We start from the raw sequence: 15,351 nt of genomic DNA, 5'->3' as shown, positions 1-15,351 counted from the left end.
TTCACCCTGCGGCGGACGGAATTGACGACCACACGCAGCTCTGATCACCGCCCGTTCCGCCCCAGCCATTCAGCGCGCAGGTCAGAAATATCCTTGGCGGCCTGTGTCAGATTCTTCTCGGGGGCCCCGACCCCGCCGAGCTGTTCGTGCCGTTCCACCAGCGACTGGATGAACACCCGTCCGGCGTCCGTCAGCGTGCTGTTGTCGCGTATATCCGACAGAACGGCGTCGTTCATGGTCCAGCACTCCGCGTATTTGGACCAGGCTTCGTTTCGCACGGCGTCGTCGTCCGTCGACAGGGCCACGCGGTGCCAGAAGCCGGAAAGATCCAGGTGCGCGTAGACGCCGTGCAGCAGTCCGTCGTACGGCCGCGGGTCCGGGCGCCAGGGGGCCCAGTAGCGGTTGTCTGCGTCCATGGCGTGCAGCGGCATGAGTTCGCTGAGCGCGCCGAGCTTGGCGTGTTGCAGCTCATGGGTGAGCCCTTGGGCGAGGCCGACCGCGTTGGACGGCGTCATCATCAGCACCGCGCCGAAGCCCTGTTCGCTGGTCCCGGCGTAGCGCGCTCGGCCCGGTTCCTCGGTGGCTGATCCCAGGGGCACGATGCAGGACAGCAGGGAGAGCGCGGTGAACCGGTCGCGGCCGGTACCGCGCAGAAGCGGAAGCGCACCTTCCCAGAGCTGGTGCCAGCGTTCGTACGAGGCCTGGCCGCCGACTGCCCCGCGGACGGGCAGCGCTCCCAGGTCGAGGTTCGGATGGAGGTCGTCCAGCGCGACGGGGCGCGGCCCGCCGTCCAGGGAGCGCAGCGGCAGCCAGCGGGGGTCGCCCGAGTGCCAATCCCCGGCGTCGTCCCGGCACACTTCGACGGGCCGCTCACCGGCGCCGGTGAGCACCAGCACGCCGTCCTCTCCCGCGATGTCCACGGCGGATCCGTCGGGAACGGAGAGGCGGAACAAACCCACGGTGGGCAGCGCCAGGTGTGCGCCGTGGACGGTGGCGGCGGTGGTGAAGGACAGGCCGGCGCGTGCCGCCGTGGCCGTGGCGATTCCGCCGAGGTGGGCGAGGTCACGGACTGCTTCGTCCTCCGGTCCGTTCTTCAGGTGGTTGATGCAGTGCTCCAGCCAGGGCCCGACGAGCGGGTACTGGAGCACATCGCGCACGGCTCCGGCAGCGTGCTGCTCGGCGGTCTCGATCAGGTCGGCGTGCCGTGCGGCCAGGGCCGCGGCGGGTGGGGGTGCGGCGGGCATGACGTCGAAGAGCATGCGCAACAGGAGCAGGCGCTTGGTCTGCTGAGCGGCCACGAGAACGGCGAGTGTCTCGTCGTCGCCGTCGGCACGGCCCAGTTGGCGGATCTGTGCGGTGGTCAGGCCGCGGGTGAGAGTTCGGGTCATGACGTGGTCACCTCGTGGAGAGCGTGGGTGACGTGCCGGATGATCCGCTGGAGGTCGGCACAGTACACCGAGGGGTTACGGAAGCCGTTGCCGGCGCGGTAGCGGTGGACGTAGTGCCCACCGCCGCAGGTGTCGACCAGCGTGCAGCGTCGGCACTCTTCGGCCAGTGCGTCCGGCCCGGCATGCCGGGCCGTGACGCCCGGGTGGTCGAGGACATCGTCGAAGCTGTGGGCGAAGACGTCGAGTCCGGTGGCCGCCGCACCCGGGTAGGTTGTCTTGAGGGCGTCGACCTGCTCGATGGTGCCGCCCGTCTCCACGACGACGGCCGCGAACGCTTCGAGCCCGAACACCTCGCTGAGGGCGGGCCGGCCGAGCAGCGCTGCGATGCACTCCTCGAAGAAGCGGATGCGGGTGCGGCGGCGGTCGGCCCGCCACCACCGGTCGAAGACGGCGCACAGCCAGTCTCCGTACGGTGCGGGGTCCCCGGGTGCGGCCGGGAGTCCGGCCGGCGGGTTGGTCCAGTTCCCGTACGGGAGCAGGAAGTCGAGGGCCGGCGGGTCGAACGCCGTCAGTGATTCGTAGACCTCGACGGGGTCCGCGTCCAGGTCGATGACACACAACACCCCGGCGTAGGCCCCGCGGTGACCGGGCTCGGCGAGCATCCGCGCGGCCCGTTCGACCGCGGGCCACGAGGGCCGGCCTGCGTGGTCCACCCGCTGGTCGTTGTGGTGGGCGAGCCCGCCGTCCATGCTCAGTCCGACGCGGATGCCGTGGCGAGCGAGCGCATGGAGCCGGTCTTCGGTGAGCAGCACGCCGTTGGTCTGCAAGGTGACGAAGACCTCGCAGCCGTCGGGCACCTGCTCGCGCACGTCCTGGACGTACGCGCCCAGGATTTCGGGATCGGTGAGCAGCGGCTCGCCTCCGTGCAGCACGAGGGAGACGGCGGGCAGCCGGTGGCGGGCCGCGTGCTCACCGATGCGCCGGGCCATCTGGCGCAGCATCCGCGGCGACGCGGTGACCGGCTGGTCCCGCCAGCCCTGGTCTGCGGCGAAGTACATGTAGCAGTACCGGCAGGCGAGGTTGCAGCGGCTGTTGACCTTGACGATGAACTGCCGGAAGGGCACAACCTGCGCGACCGGCACCGGGTCGCCTGTCGAGTCCACCGTGTTACGGCCAGATGATGGGCCAGCCCAGAGGGGCACTCTGCTGGAAGAACCAGATCTGGGTGGCGGGGTTGTCCACGCGGGCCTGCATGTCCTCAAGCACCTCGGTGAGCACCGGGTGCTCAAGTCGGCGCAGCTCCCGCACACTGAGTCCGAGCAGATCCGGAAGCGGCTCGGTGACGTATGTCGTCACGTGTGCCTCCTTTCGACGAAACGACGATGTGGCGTCCTCACCGCACATCGTGCCCGCCGCACCCTGACGGATCCTCGGCCCAAACCTTGACCGGGCCGGTCCTGGTCCTAGGGGTGGCACCGGCCGGCAAGGCACCGGGATCCCCGGGCCGGGTGGAGCGGGCAGGTGTGCGGCACACAGCGTGGGCCGAGTGCACGTAGTGGTCCAGGGCCCGTTGTACGGCGGCCTGGCGGTCGTCTGCGGTGTCGTGTGTGCGGGCCAGTTCGGCGGCGTAGTCGCGCAGCAGGTCGTGCACGGTGAACCAGTCGGGGGCCGGTTCGGTGAACAGACCGGCGCGGGTGAGTTCGGACAGCAGCGGTCTGGCCCGCCGGGGGTCCAGGCCCGCCAGACCGGCGGCGGCATCGGTGCTCAGCTCAGGTCCCGGATGCAGCCCGAGCAGGCGGAAGAGCCGGGCGGCCGCGGGGCTGAGGTGACCGTAGGACCAGGTGAACACCGTTCGGATGTCGGCGGCGGAAGCGCTGCCGGACACCTGCGGTGCACCCTCTGCCGGTACGGCACGGGTATTCCCTGGCGGGGCGGTGAGATGCGGCGCGACGAGGCGCAGCGCCAGCGGCAGTCGTACGCCCTTGCCGACGACCTCCGCCACCGCCTGTTCCCGGCTTTCCGCGCGCTCCTCCCCTCTCAGCTGGAAGAGCATGCTCCGCGCCTCCTCAGGGCTGAACGGCGGGAGGATGATCTGGTCCGCGCCGGTGGTGGCGACGAGGTAGGGCATCTGCCGACGGCTGGTGACCACGGTGGCGCAGCCGGAAGCTCCGGGTAGTAGTGGTGTCACCTGATCGGTGTCGCGGGCGTTGTCCAGCACGACGAGGAACCGCCGTCCGGCCAGGAGGCTGCGGAACAGCGCCGTGCGGGCGTCTGTACTCTGCGGTATCTGGTCGTCAGGGACCCCGAGTGCCTGCAGGAAGCCGTGGAGCGCCTCGGCCGGCTCGGTCGGGGAGTCAGCGGCCGCGTAGCCGCGCAGGTTGACGTACAACTGCCCGGCCGGGAAAGCCCCGGCCACCCGGTGTGCCCAGTGCAGGGCCAGGGCGGTCTTTCCCACCCCGGCGCTGCCCGCGATGACGCAGACCGCCGCGCCGCGCGACGGGCCGGCTGCCTCCTCCCCCATCCGGTCCAGGCGTTCCGTGTACGCCCCGCGCCCGATGAACCCGGCGTCGTCGGGAGGAAGTTGCGCCGGGCACCCGGCCACGGCGGCGTCGGGCGAGCCGTCCCTGACGGACGTGCGGATGGCGGGGTAAGGCTCTCCGATCCGCTCTCGCCGGTCCACCGGCCGGCCCCGTAGGTCTGGGCCCTGCTCCAGCGCCCGGTCTCGGCGCAGCACCTGCTCGTGCAGCCGGCGCAGCTCCGGGCCGGGCTCGTCGCCGATCCTCTGGACGAGCACGTCCCGGGTTCGGGAGTAAGCCTGCAGCGCGTCGGCCTGCCGGCCGGATCGGTACAGCGCCAGCATCAGCAGCCCGGTCAGCGGCTCCGCCAGCGGATGGTCGGCCACCTCGGCCGAGAGCGCCACCACGGACTGTGCATGGCGGCCCAGCCGCAGCTCCAGGTCGTAGCGTTCGGTCAGCAGCGTCACCAACTCGAGCTGCAGTGCTACGCGCATCTGCTCCGCCCACCGTCCGCGCAACCCGGCCAGCGGGGTACCGCGCCACAGCGCGGCTGCCTCGCCGAGCAGTTCCGCCGACCGCACGGGGTCGCCGGTTTGCTGCTGCCGGGCCTGGCGGACCAGACCCCGGGCACGGTGCAGATCCACGTTCGCGTCCTCGAGGGTCAGCACGTACCCGCCGTTGTCCCGGCGGATCTCCGGCGCTGGTGTTCCTCCCTCTTCTGCCTGCCGCAGCGTCCGGCGCAGCCGCGAGACGTAGGTGTAGACGACGTCGCGCATGTCCCTGGCGGGCTCGTCGCGCCACACACGCGCGATCAGTGTCTCCACCGGCACCAGCCGCCCCGGGGTCATCGCGAGCACGGCCATGAAGCACCGCTGCTGGGGCGGCCCGAGAGGGTACCGGCGGTCGGCGGCGTCGCTCAGCTCGACCGGCCCCAGCAGCCGCAGGTCAGGCATCCTCGTCAGCCTTCTTCTCGTACACGGGCGTGTGTCCCGCGGTCCCCGGCCGGCGGTCGCTCCGGTTCCCGCTCTTCGGAGTCGGGCTGCCGGCCGGCGTACGCTCCACACCGCCGCACCAGATACGGCGGATGTTCCGGGTGGCGCGGATGTCGGACAGCGGATCGCCGTCGATGAGGACTAAGTCGGCCCGTAGCCCCGCCTCGACGGAACCGCGGTCGGTCAGGCCGAAGGCCTGAGCCGCCAGGCCCGTCGCCGCGTGGAGCGCTTCGGCGGCACTCAGCCCGGCGCCGACCAGCAACTCCAGCTCGTGGTGGAGGCTGGTGCCGCCCTCGGGCTGGAACGGCACGCCGGCGGTGTCGTTGGTGTCGGTGCCGGCGACGACGGGAACCCCGGCCTGCTGGAGCAGAGCGACGCTGCGGCCGGTGCCCCTGAAGGCCTCCGGCCGGCCGATGCCTGCCGCGATGCCTTCCATCATGGTGAGGGTGGGCACCACGATGCGGCCGTCGGCCGCGAGGCGGTCCACGACCGGGCGATCCAGCGGTGCGCCGAGCGGGAGGTGGGTGACGATGTCCGCGCTGGCGTCGAGGGCCTGGAGGACGGCGTCCCGGGACGTCGCGTGCACCACGACCAGGACGTTGCGGGCGTGCGCCGCGCGGACGAGCGCCGTGACGGTCGGCTGGTCCGGACCGCCGTCGCCCGGGTCGGCGATGATCTTGATGTAGTCGCTGCCCTCGGCCAGCCGCGCGGCGACGAACGGCTCGGCCTGGCCGGGGTGGGTCACCACGGCGTCGGCCGGCATCGTGGGGATACGTGCGTGCAGGCCGCCGGGCCCGATGGCCGGGGTGCCGGCGCTGCGCACGTCGGCCCCGCGCGGGGCGTCCCGCAGCGCGGCCATCCGCTGCGCGGGGTAGCTCGACATGTCCAGCGCCGTGGTGACGCCGTACGAGCAGAGCCTGTCCGGAGTCTGACGGCCGCCGAGGTGAACGTGCGCATCGATCAGGCCCGGCAGCAGCACCCCGCCGTCGGCTGTCACGACGTCGCCTCCGGAACGGTCGGTGTCGTCGTGGCCGGTGCCGATCACACCGTCGGCGATGACGACACTGCGTGGCTCGGACAACCGTCGGCCGTCGAAGACCCGTACGCCGGTGATGGTGACTCGATCCGTCATGACCTTCTTGCCTTCTTCCGCCTCGGCGCTTGCGTGTGCGTGGGAGTGGGGGGTGGGAGTGGTCTGGAGGGGAGGCGCGTGCGGAAGGACCACCACAGGGCGGTCAACGCCGCGAGTCCGGTGAGGAAGGCGGCGTAGCCGATGCCGCTTCGGCCCGCCAGTCCGTAGCCGAGCGAGCCGACGAAGCCACCGGCGCTGATGCCCAGGTAGATGGTGCTCTGGTGCAGACCGAGGACGACGGGAGCCGCCTCTGGCGCGGCGGCGACGACCCGCATCTGCTGCGGAACGTTGACCATCCAGTGCAGCATCGCCCAGGCCCCGACGCTCAGCAGCGCCGGCGGCATGGCGAGCGCAGCCAGCGGGACCACCAGGACCGCCACGACCAGTCCCGGAGCCACCACCGCGATCGTCCGGTCAGGGCCAAAGCGGTCCGCCAGCCGCCCGGCGAGCAGGTTGCCGACCACGGCGCCGACGCCGAAGACGAGCAGCGCCGGGAACTGGCGGTCCGGGTCGCCTCCGGTGGCCTCCAGCAGCGCCTCGTCGATGAAGTTGTAGACCGTCCAGCTCGCCGTCAGGCACAGCCAGGTCGCCAGCAGCGTGGCCAGCACCTGCCGGTCGCGCAGCGGTGCGACGCGCGCGGCGAGCGGTACCGCGGGTGAATCTCCGAAAGCCGGCAGCAGCCGGATCGCGGCGATGGGCAGCACTGCGACCAGCGAGACCAGGCCGAGCACGAGCCGCCAACTGGTCGCGCCGCCGAGCCACGCGCCGAGCGGAAGGCCGAGCACGATCGCCGTCGTCAGTCCGCCCACGACCACGGCCACGGTACGTCCCTGACGGTCACCGGGGGCCAGTCGGCGCGCGACCGCCAGTGCGTTGGCGGTGTATACACCGGCGCCTACGCCGGCGAGCACGCGCGCCGCGACCGCACCCGGGAAGTTCGCCGCGACCGCGGTCAGGCCGTTGCCGGCGCCGAACACGGCCAGCGCCACGAACAGCAGTTGCCGTGGCGGCCGATGCCCGGCCAGCGCAGTGAGCACCGGGCCGCCGAGCGCGTAGGCAAGTGCGTACACCACGACGAGCTGCGCGACGGCTGTCCGGCTGACGTCCAGGTCCGCGCCGATGTGCCCGAGCATGGGCGCGATCACGAACGTCGAGACCCCGACAACGAAGTTGCCGGAGGCGAGCGCGAACAACTTCGCGTTCATAGGAACCTCCCTCGCCGACACGGCCGGCGCCCCCGCCCCGACAGTTGAACTATTCAACTACCTTGCCAGCCTACCCGGCTGGTTGAAATCTTCAACTGTTAGTCTCAGGTCATGAGTGGCACACGGTGGCTGGACGACGATCAGCAGCGCTCCTGGCGCTCCTACGTGGAAGGATCGGCGCTCTTGGTGGACGTGCGCGACCGGCGGCTGCGCAGCCGTCACCACCTCTCGCTGGCCGACTTCGAGATCCTGATGCGGCTCTCCGAAGCACCCGAGGGCCGTATGCGCATGGCCGACCTCGCCGAGCTCTCGTACTACTCGCGCAGCCGGCTCTCGCACACGGTCTCCCGGCTGGAAGCCCGCCGGCTCGTCCGACGAGGCGACGACGCGGACGACAGGCGCGGCGTGGTCGCGTCACTGACCCGAACCGGAGAGGCGCTGCTGGTCGAGGCCGCTAAGGACAACGCCGAGACGGTGCGCGAGCACTTCGTGGACCTGCTCAGCCCTGCCGAACTGGAGACGATCGGCCGGGCCTTCCGGACCGTAGCGGCCAAGATCCACGAGTCCGCCGGGGAGTGGGACGGACAACCCCACCGCCCACGTGGCCAGGCCATGCCGGGGACGGAGTAGCTGCCGCCGGGGGGAATTCGCGGCGGCGGCCGTGTGCCGTCAGGGCCCGCGGGGCCTTGCCCTATTCCCTTTCGGTGGGCTTCGCGGCGTCGAGCGCGGCGGTGAGGTCGGCCGCGGACTTGCCGTTCAGCTCCTTCTCGATCGACGGGCCGTCAGCGCCCTCGTCCGCGTGCTCGGCCTTCGCGGTGGCCCTCTCGGCGCCTTCGGACTCGCCTTTGCCGATCACGCCCGTCGTCGTACCGGAGCACCGCGTTCTCGCCCAGGCCGTTCCACTTGCCTGGAACGGTCTCGCCGTCGACGGAGACCGCGGGCTCCCACGCGACGGCCGTGAGGTAGCGCGGTGCCCGACCTCGATGCGCGGCTATCCCTCCATCGCCATCGGGGCCTTCCCGTCCTCGTCGAACGTCCACCCCGCCGCCGGCCAGGCGAACCCGGCTTCCGGCGCCGGCCTGGCGGTGCCGGAGCGGGACCACACTGTGTCCTCGACCTCAAGGGCGACCTCGCGCGGGATGTAACCAGCACCCAGCTCCACCTCGTCCTCGTTCGCCGGGAGTTCCTTCTCGGCGGTGGCGGTGACGACCACGACATCGTCGGCGTACCTCACCCAGTCCGAAACCGAGTGGTTCGGCAGCCGGCCCTTCCCGTGCGCGACGATGATGTCGCGCGTACCGTCCGCGCGCCCGTGCCTGCCGCCGGATGCGGACGGCAGCTTCACCACCGGTGGCACCGAGGCCAACCTCACCGCCGTCGTCGTCGCCCTGACCCGGTGCTTCCCCGGCTACCGGACACCGGGCCTGCCTGCCTGCCTGGGGTGCCTGGGGTGCCTGGGGTGCCGGTACTCTACGCCTCGGCGGAGAGCCGCCTCGCCTGGCTGAAGATCGCGCACACCACCGGGCTCGGCCGGCGCGCCGTACGGCTCGTCCCGGTCGACGCGGCGGGCCGGCCGGACGCCGCGCGGATGCGCGAGCTGCACGACGCGGACATCGCGGCCGGGCGGCTGCCCTTCCTGCTCGTCGGCACCGCGGGCACCACCGGCGGTGGGACGGTCGACCCGCTGCCGCGGCCGGCGGATTTGGCCGCCGGGCGGAGTCTGCACTTCCACGTGGACGCGGCCTGGGCCAGCGCGGTGGCGCTGTCCGACCGGCTGCGCCCGCTGCTCGCCGGCGTCGAACGGGCCGACAGGGTCACCGTGGACCCGCACAAGTGGCTGTCTGCCCCCATGGGCGCCGGCGCCGCGGCGCCGGATTCATTGCAACTTCTCGCGGAAGGCCCGCCGTTCACCGGTCAGCCCACCGCCTTGCGCGTACCTCACACAACCGGCATACCGCAGGTATCACGGGACGTCAGCCCACACGACACCACCCTTTGAAACTCAGTAGGGCGTCCGCGTCCGGCCGGGAGCGCTTCGGCCGGAAATAGGGTGCCGGCGGTCCTCACTCGATGACCGGGCGGCCGGTGACGCTGTCAGATTTTCTCAAGATTCTGCACAGTGCACTGCGGCATGGTCGGCTCAGCTCAACGTCTGAGCGACACCCACATGAGAGGTGTATGACCATCACCACTTCACGAAAGATGCTGGGGCTGCTGGGGGCATCCATAGCGGTCCTGTCCCTGCCGGTCCTCGCGGCCACCCCGTCATCAGCCGCCGCCCCCGATTCGACGGCGCGCGTCACCTCGGGCATCGGGACCAACGACATCGGGACCAAGGGGCGCCCGAGCGGCTGCGATTACGGAATCTGGGACGGCCTCGACGCGACTTGGGCCATGTGTGACGACGACAACGGTGGCTCCTGGCGGGCCATTGCCTTGTGCAAGAGCACCGAGGGAAAGATCCTCTACGGGTACGGCCAGTGGACCAAGGGGGCGGTGTCGGTGGCGTACTGCAACGGTGACAGCAAGGTGAAGAGCGCCGGTATCGAAACCACCACCAAGGACATGACCCGATGAGGAGCTTCACCATGAAGAAGCGACTGCTGTCGCTGTCCGCCGGTGCCGCGCTGGCGATGGGCGTCGTCACGGGAGTCACCGGCACGGCCAACGCGGCTCCCGCACCGGAAGCCCAGTCGTCCCAGACCACGACGGCGGCCAAGGCGTGGCCGAAGGACTGCAGCTACGACTACTACAAGGACGTCCTCGGTTCCGAAGGCGCTCAAGCGTACTGCGGGTCGGGCGGGGGCTACTTCAAGGCGGCGGTGAACTGCAAACCCATCACCGGTGGACCCATCGTCTACCGGCTGGCGCCGGTGTGGCAAAAGGCAGGCGGCAGCAAGCACTCATATGTCTACTGCCCTGGCATGACCGTCTTTTCGAGTGCGGGAATCATGACGAAGGCCGGCTGATCCCCTGATCCGTGCAGGGTTTCGGTGAGGTTCGGGTTCCGGGATGCGAGACACCCGGAACCCGGGCCCCGAAGCCCTGCTTGGTGCGTCCCGCCCGAGAGACATCCCAGGAGCTTACTACTCCAGCTGTACTTGGTAACCTGGTTTCTGTAGTGGGCCGGCAAGCGTGTCACTCGTGCCTGGAAGCCCATCCCATCGTGGTGCAGAGGCGGTCGGCCCATTCAAGGCGGTGCTCACCGACTCCTTCCGCGGTGCCGGCTCGCAGTTGCGTCAATGCTGATTCGCGTTTACGGCGCCCATCCCAGTCGCACGAAGCAGCCTGTAAGCGAACATTCCGGTCCGGTGGATCCCGGCTGAGCAGTGGATGACAACGCCTGAGCCGTCGCGGAGGATCCGGGCAACATTGCGTAAGGCCCTGGCCAGTTCACCATCACGTGCTGGTGGCGGTATGTCGCCGTTGGCCAGATCCACCCAGATCCACTCCAGGCCCGCTGCTGTAGGTGCAGACCCCATCACCCGGGCGCCTTCGCGTGGGGACAGCAATGTCACCGGATGGGTTGTCGGTCTAGAACTGACGATCATCGTTGACACCTGGGTCTCCGACAGATACGGAGATCCACATGTCGAAGACACCCCCGCTCGATCGTGAGGCCAAGCGGCGCCCGGCCAGTCATAGGCCACGTGGAAGAGGTCACCCGCAACGTCGCCATGACCTGCCGGTACTTCGGGATCAGCCGGCAGGCGTACTACCTCTGGTACCGCCGCTACCAGCCGAGGGCGTCGAGGGCCTGCGCACCCGTTCCAATGCCCCGAAGACGTCGCCCAACGCCACCCACGTCGAGGTGATCGGGAAGATTATTTACCTACGGCAGACCTACCACTTCGGACCCGAGAAGATCGCGATGTACCTCAAGCGATACCACGACGTCACCATCAGCAAATCCGGCGTCTGGCGCATCCTCAAGCGCCTGGACATGGGCCGCCTGCCGGCCTCCCAGCGCTACAAACGCCACGGCCGCCGCTGGAAGCGCTACGAGAAGCAGATGCCCGGCCACCGGGTGCAGATCGACGTCAAGTTCATCGAACCCCTGGCCGGCACGACCACCGGCCGCCGGGGCGGGCGCAACAAGTACTACCAGTTCACCGCGATCGACGACTGCACGAGGCTGCGCGTGCTACGGATCTATCCGACGCTCAACCAGAAGACCGCCATCCAGTTCCTCGACCACGTCATCCAGCGGCTGCCCTTCCAAGTCGAGGTCATCCAGACGGACAACGGGGCCGAGTTCCAGTCCGCCTTTCACTTCCACGTCCTCGACAGGGGCATCGCGCACACCTACATCAAACCCCGCACCCCGCACCCCGCGGCTGAACGGCAAGGTCGAGCGCTCCCACCGGATCGACGCCGAGGAGTTCTACCGCCTCCTCGACGGCGTCCTCATCGACGACGCCGACGTCTTCAACGACAAGCTGCGCGAGTGAGAGGACTACTACAACTACCATCGCCCCACGGCGGCCTCGGAGGCCAGACGCCCTACGAACGCCTCCGGCAGAAGACCACGACCCAAGCGTGACCCGGCGTAAACGATTACCGTCGGTCGCACACACCCGCCCTTGGGCAGCACGACGTGCGGTTCGTCCTCCACGGCACCATCAAGGTGCAGAGCGCCGCGGAGCACGATGGGTTGGGGTTGTGGTGCGAGTCGGGCCCTGGACACCACACTTCCCTCTCCGGTGCGGATCGAGCGCAGCCTCGACCACGGCGTGGATCTCTTCCCCAGGTCGTCGCGTGCTCCGGCTTCGGGTGCCTCGCGGTACGTCGGCGGGTACGTTCCTCGTGTGAGCGACCGGGGTGGGTCATGAGAAGGCCGGAACGTGCTGCCCAGGGGCTGGGAATGGCCCGGGTGGCCGAGATCCTGGTCGGCCGTCCGCCCGGGACGCCCGGCCGTCGCGGGTCCGGGTACCGTGTCGGCGACCGGTACGTCCTGATCGCCGCGCACCTCGTGGCACCGCCCGTGGCCTCCCTGCGCGTCCGCTTCGACGCCGACCGGCCCGGTGAGTGGACCACCGAGGCCGTGATCGGCCTGCGCTCCGAGGCCGCCGACCTCGCCCTCCTGGAACTCGCCGCACCACGGGGCACGGCCGTGTCCCCGCCCCGGTACGCCGCCGTCCCCGACACGGACGTGGTCCTGCCGTTCACCGCGGTCGGCTTCCCCCGGTTCAAGCTCCGCAAGGACGACGGCACCGCCCGCCGCCCCGACGACGGTTCGCTCGCCCAGTACCGCGACACCTTCCACGCGTCCGGGACCATCGCCGCGCTCTCCAACCGGCGCGAGGGCACCCTCGAACTCGCCGTCCAGCCGCCCTCCGACACCGTCGAACCCGATCGTTCCCCCTGGCAGGGCATGTCCGGCGCCGCCGTCTGGTCGGACGACGCCGTGATCGGCGTGATCGCGACCCATCACCGCACCGACGGCCCCGGCCGGCTCGCCGCCACCCGGGTCGAGCGCTGGTACGAGACGTTGTCCGCGGCCGAGCTGGCCGTCCTTCACACCTGCGCCGGGCTGCCTCCGAGGGAGGAACTGGCCGAGGTCGGCGGTCCCGTCGACCCGGCGGCGGGCGTGCCGTCGCTCGCGTCGCTGCCCCCCGATCTGGCCATGGGCGATCTGAAGGACCTCATCGCCGCGCTGGCCGAACTGCCCACGCTGCGCCGGCCCGACGGCCTGGAGACGGTGCTGGACGACGTCGATCCGCGGATCGCGGGCAACCGTATGCGCGCCTCGACGCTGCGGGCCGAGCTCTACGGCGTTCTCCGCACCTGCCTGCGCTATCCCGGCACGCTCGACGAGTTCCTGGCCGCGTTACGGGTGTGGGAGGAGGGGTCCGCGGCCATGGCCCGGGCCTCCGAGGAAGCCGCTGGTCTGGCCCGACGCCACAGGTGAGGTGTTTTACGACTGGCTGATCCGCGGGGTTTCGACGCCTGCCCGGCTGAGTCATCATTGGCTAAGGCAACGACGCCGCGTACATGCCACCACACGACGGGGAGGGGACTTGCCGCTATGGAGTCGGAAATGCCTGACGTGGAGTCCGCGGTCCTGGACCTCTCGGGGGTCTCTCTCGCATCGCTGCGCTCCATGGATGGCCCGGCCATCGTGGCGTCTCTGGAGCGGCTGATGCAGCACATCGACCACCCTCCGGCCGTCCTGGCAGGCGGTTACGGCGCCCAGCGTATCGACTGAGCCCGGGTGAGGACTGTCGACGGCCAACAGGGGAGACCTGGTGCCCGCAGAGGAAAGTGCACCACAGGAACGCGCTGCCTTCCACAGGCTCCCGGAGGCCGCCCTCGACGCCCTCACCCGAGGTGACGGTGATCGCGAGGTCGTCGGACAGCTCATGAACGCGGAGCTCAGCCGCCGCATGCTGCTGCTGCGCGCGCTGCTCGACCAGACCGGCGGACAGGCTTCGGCCGACGCGTGGGCCTTGCTGGAGGAGGTGCAGCGCCGGGCGCCCGAGGTCGTCGACGACCTCCTGATGGCACCCGGTACGGGCATCTGGCTGTCCAGTGCGCTGCGCCGGCTGCGCGGCCAGTCGCCGGAGGACGCCCCGGCCTGGGTGACCGCCGGACATCTGTCCGCCGTGGCCGCGGCCGCGGCCACCCGCGCCGGAGTCGGCTTCACCGCCACGGTCCCGGTGCGCCGCGGGTACGTCCACCTGCCGACGGTGGGCTGCGCCGCGCTGCCGGCGGCGGCGGAGTGGAGCACGGCGCAGGTCACGGGCCGGGCAGGCGACCTGACGTTATCCGGCTACCGGGGAGAGACCGTCATCGCGGCCCGCGGGGAGCGCCGGAGCGCGGAGTGGCTGCCCACGCGTCGCCTCACGGTCGGCCCGCCCGGTCGCGAACTCGTCCTGGCGCTGGAGGAGTCCGACCCCTACCGCACCTACCTCGGCACCAGCCCGCCGCGTGTCCTGTCGGAGGCCGAGGCGGCGCAGTGGCAGGCGTACGTCGGCGAGGCGTGGAGCATCCTGCTGCGTGACGAACCGGTCGCCGCCGAGGCGATGCGCCGCGGGCTGCTCTCGATCACTCCGGTCGGGCCGAGAGAGAGATTTCGGCCCTACAGCAGTTCCGCGGGCGACGCCTTCGGCGGCATGAACGTTTCCCTGCCGGACGGCGCTTCGCACTTCGCCGCGACGCTGGTGCACGAGTTCCAGCACATCAAGCTCGGCGCGCTGTTACACCTGTACCCGTTACTCCGGCCGGCCGGGCCCGCGGACGGGGAAGGACCCGAGCTGTTCCACGCCCCCTGGCGGGACGACCCACGTCCCCTGGAGGGCCTGCTCCAGGGCATCTACGCCTTCTTCGGCGTGGCACGCTTCTGGCGCGCCCACCGGCACGCCGTCGACCCGGCGGACGCACCGGTGGCCCACTTCGAATACGTCTTCTGGCGCGACGAGGTGCGGTCCACGCTGGAGGGCGTACGAGGCCACGAGAGGCTCACGCCGCTCGGCTCCCGGCTGATCGCGGGGCTCGGCGAGCGCTGCGCGGAGTGGGCGGCCGACGACGTACCCGCACACGTGTCCCGGCTGGCCGAGGAGTCGGCGTCGGACCACCGGGCCCGCTGGCGCGAATACCACCTGCGCCCGCCCGCCGGGGCCGTGGCCGAGGCCGCGCGGGCCTGGTACCGCGGAGCCCTCCGGCCGCCGTCGGCCCTCGCCGCCGAGCCCTCGATGGTGCCAGACCCCGCGGTGGGATTCCTCGACACGGCGGCCGTCCTGGCCCGGCACAGTCTCAGCAAGGGCGACGGGGCCTGGACGGACACGGCCGCCGGCGTGAGAGGGGCCCAGGCGGCCGACGTGCTGCTGGCGGGCGGAAACCGGACGGCGGCGGAGCATGCCCTGCGGGCCCGGCTGCGCGACGAGCACGTTCCCATCGGTACCTGGGCGGTCCTGGGCCGGGCCCTGGAAGACGACCCGGCACACCTCGCCGCGTCCCGGCTCCTGCGGCGGTTCCCCGAGCGTGCGCGGGCGCTGTATGACGCCCTCCGGGCGACGGGGGCGCCATCCGCGGATCCGGTCGAACTCGCCGACTGGCTGGGCGCCGACGTCGCGGCCAACTGACCGGGACGGACCGGCTGCCCGCGGCGGGGCGGGC

15 protein-coding genes and 1 pseudogene are annotated in these 15,351 nt (G+C 70.9%); 8 read left to right on the top strand and 8 right to left on the bottom strand.

Annotation, left to right across the window (positions count from 1 at the left end; all coding sequences use genetic code 11):
• Positions 1-44: 44 nt before the first annotated feature.
• Genes ABGA99_RS17285 through ABGA99_RS17260 form a run of 6 tightly spaced genes read right to left on the bottom strand, consistent with a single transcriptional unit; the run spans position 45 to position 7,233 of the window.
• Positions 45-1,388, bottom strand: a complete 1,344-nt coding sequence (locus tag ABGA99_RS17285) for an HEXXH motif domain-containing protein (RefSeq protein ID WP_347578644.1) — start codon at positions 1,386-1,388, stop codon at positions 45-47.
• Positions 1,385-2,551 carry an FxsB family cyclophane-forming radical SAM/SPASM peptide maturase gene (locus ABGA99_RS17280; RefSeq protein WP_347578645.1) on the bottom strand — a complete coding sequence of 389 codons (1,167 nt, stop codon included), beginning with the start codon at positions 2,549-2,551 and terminating at the stop codon, positions 1,385-1,387. Before ABGA99_RS17280 ends, ABGA99_RS17285 begins: the two co-directional genes overlap by 4 nt.
• Before the next feature lie 4 nt (positions 2,552-2,555).
• Complete coding sequence (locus tag ABGA99_RS17275; protein ID WP_347578646.1) at positions 2,556-2,744, bottom strand: FXSXX-COOH protein; 189 nt, start codon at positions 2,742-2,744, stop codon at positions 2,556-2,558.
• A 37-nt stretch (positions 2,745-2,781) separates the two neighbouring features.
• The gene (locus tag ABGA99_RS17270) at positions 2,782-4,857 is read right to left on the bottom strand and encodes a BTAD domain-containing putative transcriptional regulator (protein ID WP_347578647.1); all 2,076 of its coding nucleotides are present in this window, start codon (positions 4,855-4,857) and stop codon (positions 2,782-2,784) included.
• On the bottom strand, positions 4,850-6,028 hold the full coding sequence (locus ABGA99_RS17265) for an amidohydrolase family protein (RefSeq protein WP_347578648.1): 1,179 nt from the start codon (positions 6,026-6,028) through the stop codon (positions 4,850-4,852). Before ABGA99_RS17265 ends, ABGA99_RS17270 begins: the two co-directional genes overlap by 8 nt.
• Entirely contained in the window at positions 6,025-7,233 is a 1,209-nt protein-coding gene (locus tag ABGA99_RS17260; RefSeq protein WP_347578649.1) for an MFS transporter, read from the bottom strand. Before ABGA99_RS17260 ends, ABGA99_RS17265 begins: the two co-directional genes overlap by 4 nt.
• A gap of 111 nt (positions 7,234-7,344) precedes the next feature.
• Between ABGA99_RS17260 and ABGA99_RS17255 the strand changes: the two genes are divergently transcribed.
• Positions 7,345-7,863, top strand: coding sequence for a MarR family transcriptional regulator (locus ABGA99_RS17255; protein ID WP_347578650.1), 519 nt, complete (start codon positions 7,345-7,347; stop codon positions 7,861-7,863).
• A 61-nt stretch (positions 7,864-7,924) separates the two neighbouring features.
• Here ABGA99_RS17255 and ABGA99_RS17250 read toward each other — a convergent pair whose 3' ends face one another.
• Entirely contained in the window at positions 7,925-8,089 is a 165-nt protein-coding gene (locus ABGA99_RS17250; protein ID WP_347578651.1) for a hypothetical protein, read from the bottom strand.
• 135 nt (positions 8,090-8,224) lie between these two features.
• The gene (locus tag ABGA99_RS17245; RefSeq protein WP_347582941.1) at positions 8,225-8,581 is read right to left on the bottom strand and encodes a hypothetical protein; all 357 of its coding nucleotides are present in this window, start codon (positions 8,579-8,581) and stop codon (positions 8,225-8,227) included.
• Between the two features lie 111 nt (positions 8,582-8,692).
• Here ABGA99_RS17245 and ABGA99_RS17240 point away from each other — a divergent pair, with 111 nt between their 5' ends.
• From ABGA99_RS17240 to ABGA99_RS17210, 7 genes and pseudogenes are all read left to right on the top strand, one after another.
• Positions 8,693-9,232 carry a pyridoxal-dependent decarboxylase gene (locus ABGA99_RS17240; RefSeq protein ID WP_347582940.1) on the top strand — a complete coding sequence of 180 codons (540 nt, stop codon included), beginning with the start codon at positions 8,693-8,695 and terminating at the stop codon, positions 9,230-9,232.
• A gap of 179 nt (positions 9,233-9,411) precedes the next feature.
• Complete coding sequence (locus tag ABGA99_RS17235; protein ID WP_347578654.1) at positions 9,412-9,810, top strand: hypothetical protein; 399 nt, start codon at positions 9,412-9,414, stop codon at positions 9,808-9,810.
• A gap of 11 nt (positions 9,811-9,821) precedes the next feature.
• On the top strand, positions 9,822-10,202 hold the full coding sequence (locus ABGA99_RS17230) for a hypothetical protein (protein ID WP_347578655.1): 381 nt from the start codon (positions 9,822-9,824) through the stop codon (positions 10,200-10,202).
• Positions 10,203-10,844: 642 nt separating this feature from the next.
• Positions 10,845-11,776, top strand: a pseudogene (locus ABGA99_RS17225) (IS481 family transposase).
• A gap of 321 nt (positions 11,777-12,097) precedes the next feature.
• On the top strand, positions 12,098-13,144 hold the full coding sequence (locus ABGA99_RS17220; protein ID WP_347578656.1) for a trypsin-like peptidase domain-containing protein: 1,047 nt from the start codon (positions 12,098-12,100) through the stop codon (positions 13,142-13,144).
• Between the two features lie 129 nt (positions 13,145-13,273).
• Positions 13,274-13,441 carry a hypothetical protein gene (locus tag ABGA99_RS17215; protein WP_347578657.1) on the top strand — a complete coding sequence of 56 codons (168 nt, stop codon included), beginning with the start codon at positions 13,274-13,276 and terminating at the stop codon, positions 13,439-13,441.
• Between the two features lie 40 nt (positions 13,442-13,481).
• Positions 13,482-15,317, top strand: coding sequence for an HEXXH motif domain-containing protein (locus ABGA99_RS17210; protein WP_347582939.1), 1,836 nt, complete (start codon positions 13,482-13,484; stop codon positions 15,315-15,317).
• Positions 15,318-15,351 lie beyond the last annotated feature (34 nt).

The sequence above is a fragment of the Streptomyces sp. B5E4 genome, from assembly GCF_039871555.1.
Taxonomy (GTDB): Bacteria; Actinomycetota; Actinomycetes; order Streptomycetales; family Streptomycetaceae; genus Streptomyces.
This window is presented reverse-complemented; position numbering and strand designations above follow the sequence as displayed.

Bases quoted from the DNA above. Each gene is read 5' to 3' on its own strand.
- ABGA99_RS17285 (WP_347578644.1), bottom strand. From the start codon at position 1,388: ATGACCCGAACTCTCACCCGCGGCCTGACCACCGCACAGATCCGCCAA.
- ABGA99_RS17270 (WP_347578647.1), bottom strand. From the start codon at position 4,857: ATGCCTGACCTGCGGCTGCTGGGGCCGGTCGAGCTGAGCGACGCCGCC.
- ABGA99_RS17265 (WP_347578648.1), bottom strand. From the start codon at position 6,028: ATGACGGATCGAGTCACCATCACCGGCGTACGGGTCTTCGACGGCCGA.
- ABGA99_RS17260 (WP_347578649.1), bottom strand. From the start codon at position 7,233: ATGAACGCGAAGTTGTTCGCGCTCGCCTCCGGCAACTTCGTTGTCGGG.
- ABGA99_RS17255 (WP_347578650.1), top strand. From the start codon at position 7,345: ATGAGTGGCACACGGTGGCTGGACGACGATCAGCAGCGCTCCTGGCGC.
- ABGA99_RS17235 (WP_347578654.1), top strand. From the start codon at position 9,412: ATGACCATCACCACTTCACGAAAGATGCTGGGGCTGCTGGGGGCATCC.
- ABGA99_RS17230 (WP_347578655.1), top strand. From the start codon at position 9,822: ATGAAGAAGCGACTGCTGTCGCTGTCCGCCGGTGCCGCGCTGGCGATG.
- ABGA99_RS17220 (WP_347578656.1), top strand. From the start codon at position 12,098: ATGGCCCGGGTGGCCGAGATCCTGGTCGGCCGTCCGCCCGGGACGCCC.
- ABGA99_RS17215 (WP_347578657.1), top strand. From the start codon at position 13,274: ATGCCTGACGTGGAGTCCGCGGTCCTGGACCTCTCGGGGGTCTCTCTC.